This window comes from Hydrogenivirga sp. (assembly GCF_056450045.1).
In genome coordinates, this window is record NZ_JBWONM010000227.1 from 1 (window position 1) to 4,966 (window position 4,966).

At 53.2% G+C, this 4,966-nt stretch carries 4 protein-coding genes; 1 reads left to right on the top strand and 3 read right to left on the bottom strand.

The genetic code is table 11. From position 1 onward, the window contains the following. A partial coding sequence (gene metE, locus AC1HCM_RS09330) for a 5-methyltetrahydropteroyltriglutamate--homocysteine S-methyltransferase (protein ID WP_479461490.1) occupies positions 1 to 2,273 on the bottom strand: 2,273 nt, incomplete at its 3' end. 52 nt (positions 2,274 to 2,325) lie between these two features. Next, positions 2,326 to 3,627, bottom strand: a complete 1,302-nt coding sequence (locus AC1HCM_RS09335; RefSeq protein WP_479461491.1) for an ATP-grasp domain-containing protein — start codon at positions 3,625 to 3,627, stop codon at positions 2,326 to 2,328. Between the two features lie 101 nt (positions 3,628 to 3,728). On the opposite strand from AC1HCM_RS09335, the gene rpsT reads away from it, so the two are divergent. After that, positions 3,729 to 4,007 carry a 30S ribosomal protein S20 gene (rpsT, locus tag AC1HCM_RS09340; protein ID WP_479461492.1) on the top strand — a complete coding sequence of 93 codons (279 nt, stop codon included), beginning with the start codon at positions 3,729 to 3,731 and terminating at the stop codon, positions 4,005 to 4,007. On the opposite strand, the gene murJ is transcribed toward rpsT, so the two are convergent. After that, a partial coding sequence (gene murJ, locus AC1HCM_RS09345) for a murein biosynthesis integral membrane protein MurJ (RefSeq protein WP_479461493.1) occupies positions 3,957 to 4,966 on the bottom strand: 1,010 nt, incomplete at its 5' end. The two genes, rpsT and murJ, sit on opposite strands and share 51 nt — an antisense overlap.

Here is a 4,966-nt window from a genome sequence, read left to right on the forward strand (position 1 = left end):
CCCGCCATCACCTCTCTCCTGAGCTCGGTAGCCATCTCAACCATGTTCCGGAGGGCTGGCTCAACCTCCTCCCACCTTCTCGTCTTAAGTCCGCAGTCAGGGTTAACCCAGAGGAGCTCCTTCGGTAGAACCTTCATAGCCCTCTCCATAACGAGCCTCATCTCCTCCTTTGTTGGGATTGCGGGTGAGTGAATATCGTAAACCCCTATTCCTATCTGCCTGTCCCAGCCCTTGAACCTCTCAAAAGCCTCTATTATCTCTCCCTTGCTCCTTGAAGCCTCTATGGATATAACGTCAAAGTCCATCTGGTATATGTACTCAATTATCTCGTTGAACTCGGAGTAGCACATGTGGGTGTGTATCTGGGTCTCGGGTTTTGCCTTTGAACAGAGCCTGAAGGCTTTTACAGCCCAGCTGAAGTAATCCTGCCAGTCCCTTCTCTTGAGGGGAACCCCTTCCCTGAAGGCAGGCTCGTCTATCTGGATTATCTTTATGCCCGCTCTCTCAAGGTCCCTGACCTCGTCCAAGAGGGCGAGGGCTATCTGGTAGGCTATCTCCTTTTTGGGAACGTCCTCGCGGTAGTAGCTCCAGTTGAGAATAGTCACAGGTCCGGTGAGCATACCCTTGACCGGTTTGTCCGTCAAGGACTGGGCGTAGGTTATCTCCTCAAGGGTCATGGGCTTTGGTCTTGAGACATCTCCGTATATTATCGGGGGTCTGTAAACTCGGGAGCCGTAAGAGAGAACCCACCCGTGCTTTGTGGTGGTTACGCCGTCCAGCTTGAAGGCGAAGAACTCAACCATGTCCGTTCTCTCAAACTCCCCGTGCACAAGGACGTCAAGCCCAACATCCTCCTGGAATGCTATGACGTGCTCTATTTGCTTCTTTATGAAGCTCTTGTACTCCTCCTCGGAGATCCTTCCCGTCCTGTAGGCGGTTCTGGTCTTCCTCACTTCCTCTGTCTGGGGGAAGGAGCCTATAGTGGTGGTCGGGAATAGGGGTAGGTTCAGTATCTCCCTCTGGAGCTTGTCCCTTTCTTTGTAGGGCATGTCCCTCCTGAAGTCCTCCTCCTTGAGGGCTGTTATCCTCCTTCTTACCTCGGGGTTCTCACCGAAGGATGTCTCGTGAAGCCTCTTGCTCTCCTTAACTTCTTTGAGAGCTTCTTCATCACCGCCGAAGGCGGTCCTTAAGATATTGAGTTCCCTCAACTTTTCCTTTGCAAAGGCTAAGCGTTCCTTAAGACCTTCGGGGAGATCCTCCTCTGGTTCGGTGCTAACGGGTAGGTGGTATAAGGGGCAGGAGTTCGCCACCGACAGCTCCTGGGCATGTTTGCTCAGCTCCTCAAGAAGTTTGAGCTTCTCTGAGAGGTTCGCCCTCCAGGGTTGTCTGCCGTTTATAACGCCGGCTATGAGCTCCTTGCCTTCGGGAAAGCCCTTTTCCTTTATGTTTGTGAGGTTCTCTTTGTTGGAGACAAGGTCAAGGTGAAGTGCCTTCACGGGAAGGGATACGTACCTATCGTAGTTAGAAACGCTGTCGTAGTAGGTGAAGAGGGCTATGTCTATTCCAACACCTGAGAGCTCCCTGTAGATGCTCTCAACAAGCTCCCACTGCCAGTCATCCGTGTCAAGGACGAGGGCGGGCTCCTCTATGTGAACCCTTGCGCACCCGGCGCCCTTTAGGCTTGAGAGTACCTCCCTGTAAACGGGGATGAGCTTTTGGGTGAGCCTCTCAAACTGTCCTCTGTCTTCTATCTTCTCTATCTCGTATATGGGGAAGTCTCCCTCCTTCTTTCTGAGGGCTTTGGACATCCTCAGGAAGGTGAAGGGTCCTATGATGTGGGGTGCTGTGTCGTAGCCCTTCTGCTTGTAAAACTCGTAGTCGTTGAGGGGCTTGTTTATGAAGAGCTTAAACTCTTCCCTCTCTATCTCTGGGACAAGGTAGTGGTAGTTGGTGTTGAACCACTTGGTCATCTCAAGGGCGCTCTTTCCCCTCGCCATAGCGAAGTAGGTTTCCATTCCCTTGAACTCTCCGAACCTCTGGGGGACAGCACCCACCATCAGGGCGGTGTCAAGCATGAAGTCGTAGTAAGAGAGCTCGTTTGAGGGGACCACATCAACGTTCTGGCTGTATAGCTCAGCCCTCCAGAGGGCGAGGTCTCTCATGCCGGCGTGAAGCTCCTCTTCGCTTATCCTCCCCTTCCAGAAGTCCTCAAGGAGCTTCTTAAACTCTCTCTTCTCTCCGAGCTTTGGGAAACCAAAGGCGATAGCTTTCATAACACTCCTCCAAAGTGACCGTGGAAAGTTTAATTATAGACCCAAAAGGGGATTAGACCCCCATATCGCTCGCCTGTTCGTCGGTCAGAACCCTTCCCTGGTCCTTCGCCTCCTCAGCCTTTGACTCACATCTGTCAAGAAGGTCCTTCAACCTCACGGGAGCCTCGGTAAGGGGAAGGCTTGAGTCGTATATCTCTCCCTTAACACCGCACTCCTTGAAGGCTTCGTAGAGCATCCTGAGACCCTTCTCAGCCTCGGGTCCGTTCCTTCTGACTACCCATATCCAGTTGGGGTCAAGCTTCCCTTCCTTCTTCAGGTCCCTTATGGCGTTGGCAACACCCTCTCCGAGGGTAACGTCTATACGGGTGTTGTTGGCGGTTCCACCGCAGACGAGGACTCCCCTTATGCCGGGCTTGGAGAGGATTATCCTCGTTATCTTGTACATCTTCTCCGCCGGCGGGTTTCCTCCTATGTCGGTGAAGTTGGCGGGCTTCATCCCTATTGCGTAGGTTGTCTCTATGGTAACCGTTGAACCACCACCACCGAAGGTCATCATGGCTATGTCACCGTCAACCTCAACGTAGGAGCCAGCCTTACCCCTGTGGTCGTCCTTGTCTATCTCAGCAGCCGCTATCTCCCTCTCGGTGGGAGGTCTCTTCATGGCAGACCTGACGCCGTATATCTTCGCCGGAGGGACGGAGGCGTCATCGTCAATCTTAACAACCGCATCAAGAGCCCTGACCCTGAGCTTACCCCCAACATCAACTATGGCGAGAGGGTTTATCTCAAGGAGCCTCGCCTCAGCCTCCCAGAAGGCTCTGTACATGTTTGCCACGACCTCCGAGAGCTCCCTCATCACCGACATGTACTCATGGGGAAAGCCGAGCTCAAGGAGGTAGTTCCTCACCATGTGGGGGTAAAGCCCCTTCAGGGGGTCAATGGGGAATATGCCTATCTTCTGAGGGTCAACTTCCTCAATATCAACGCCTCCCTCAAGGGAGAGGGTCAGGACGGGTCCCCTCGTCTCCGTTGAGTAGGTTATAGAGGCGTAGAGCTCCTTAACTATGTTCGCCTTCTCAGCCACGAGCACGCCAACGGGCATCTCTCCATAGACAGGGTACTCAAGGAGGGTCTTTATCTCCTCAAGAGCCTCTTCGGGTGAGGAGCAGAGCTTGACAGCTCCAGCCTTACCCCTCTTTCCGACGAGAACCTGCGACTTCACCACACACTCGCCGAGCTGGTTCACGAAGCTCTCAACTTCCTCGGTTATGTGGTCAACGAACATATACCTGAGGGTGGGTATCCCGTACTTCTTGAATATCTTGTCGTAGGCTTCGTACTCGTAAAGGTCCATGCCCTTGCCTCCAAACAGCGTTTGTTTGGAGCTTATTATATCAAACAGCCACCACCTGTGGTAATATATCTTCTTCGCAAAACGGAGGAGGTCTGAAGAGGATGGCGAACACGAAGCAGGCTGCAAAGAGAGCGAGAAGAGATGCAAGGAGAAGGGAACGTAACAGGTATCACCTTTCAAGGATGAGGACCTTCATAAAGAAGTTCAGGGAGATGGTGAAGGAAGGGAGGCTTGAAGAGGCAAAGGAGTTCCTCCCCGAGGTGATCAGCGTGATCTATCACACAGCGAGCAGGGGTGTAATTCACAAGAACGAAGCCGCAAGGAGGGCTTCAAGGGTTACTGAGCTTCTCAACAAAGCCCTTAAGGAGTCTCAGGCTTAGCTCCTCCCTCAAAGCTATCAGGGACAGAAGGTAGGAAAGGGCTCCGAGAGGAACGGCGGTAAGAACAACCATCAACGGCTCCAACTCTAAACTCTTCAGGAAGAGAACAAGAACACCCATGATGGCTGTTGCGAGGAAACCCTTTAAAAAGCTCTTCAGGAGAGAGCGCCAGTCGGGACTGACATCAACCTTAGAGAGAAGGTAGGAAAAGCCCACAAGGGAGGACAGCGCCGTCCCGGCGGGAAGACCGAAAAGCCCCATCCCCAGCAGGAAGGCGAAGATTGAAGCTAAGACTCCCTCACTCAGGACGGTCAGGAGGGAAGCCTTCACCGGCGTTTTCGTATCCCCAACAGAGAAGAGAACAGCCGAGAGGACCTTCTGAAAGGAGAAGAGAACAAGACCAAGGCTGTAAATTGATAGAGCACCCGAGCTGAAGAGGACGTCCTCCTCACCGAAGCTACCCCTCCTGTAAACCACCCTCACTATATCCTCCGATAGAAGAAAGAGACCGGCTGACGCCGGTAGGGTTAGAAGAAAGACGAGCCTGAGAGCCTCCGTCAGCTCCCTTCCCCTGTTGACCGAGCTCCTTGATAGGATTGAGAGCAGGGAGTTGGCTACACCCACTGAGACAACACCGAAGGGAAGCTGGTAGAGGCGGTTTGCGTAGTATAGGTAGGATATGGCTCCCGTTCTGAGGAAGGAGGCGAGGAAGGTATCTATAAATAGGGAAAGCTGATTTACACCAAAGCCTCCAAGAGCGGGAAGGAGCCTCCTCAGGAGGGTCTTCACCTCCTCATCCAGGCTCAGCGACAGGGAGAGGCTAACCCTCTCTCTCAGGAGGAGAGGTACGTTCACCAGAACCTGAAGGAGCCCTCCCAAGAGAACGCCTGCTATCAGGGAGAGGTAGCCGTAAGGCTCTGCGAAGAGGAGGAGAACCAGCACAAAAACGGCGTTGAATA

What these genes read in the sequence shown, in the direction of transcription:
- rpsT (WP_479461492.1), top strand. Translation starts at nt 3,729, where the DNA reads ATGGCGAACACGAAGCAGGCTGCAAAGAGAGCGAGAAGAGATGCAAGG.
- AC1HCM_RS09335 (WP_479461491.1), bottom strand. Translation starts at nt 3,627, where the DNA reads ATGGACCTTTACGAGTACGAAGCCTACGACAAGATATTCAAGAAGTAC.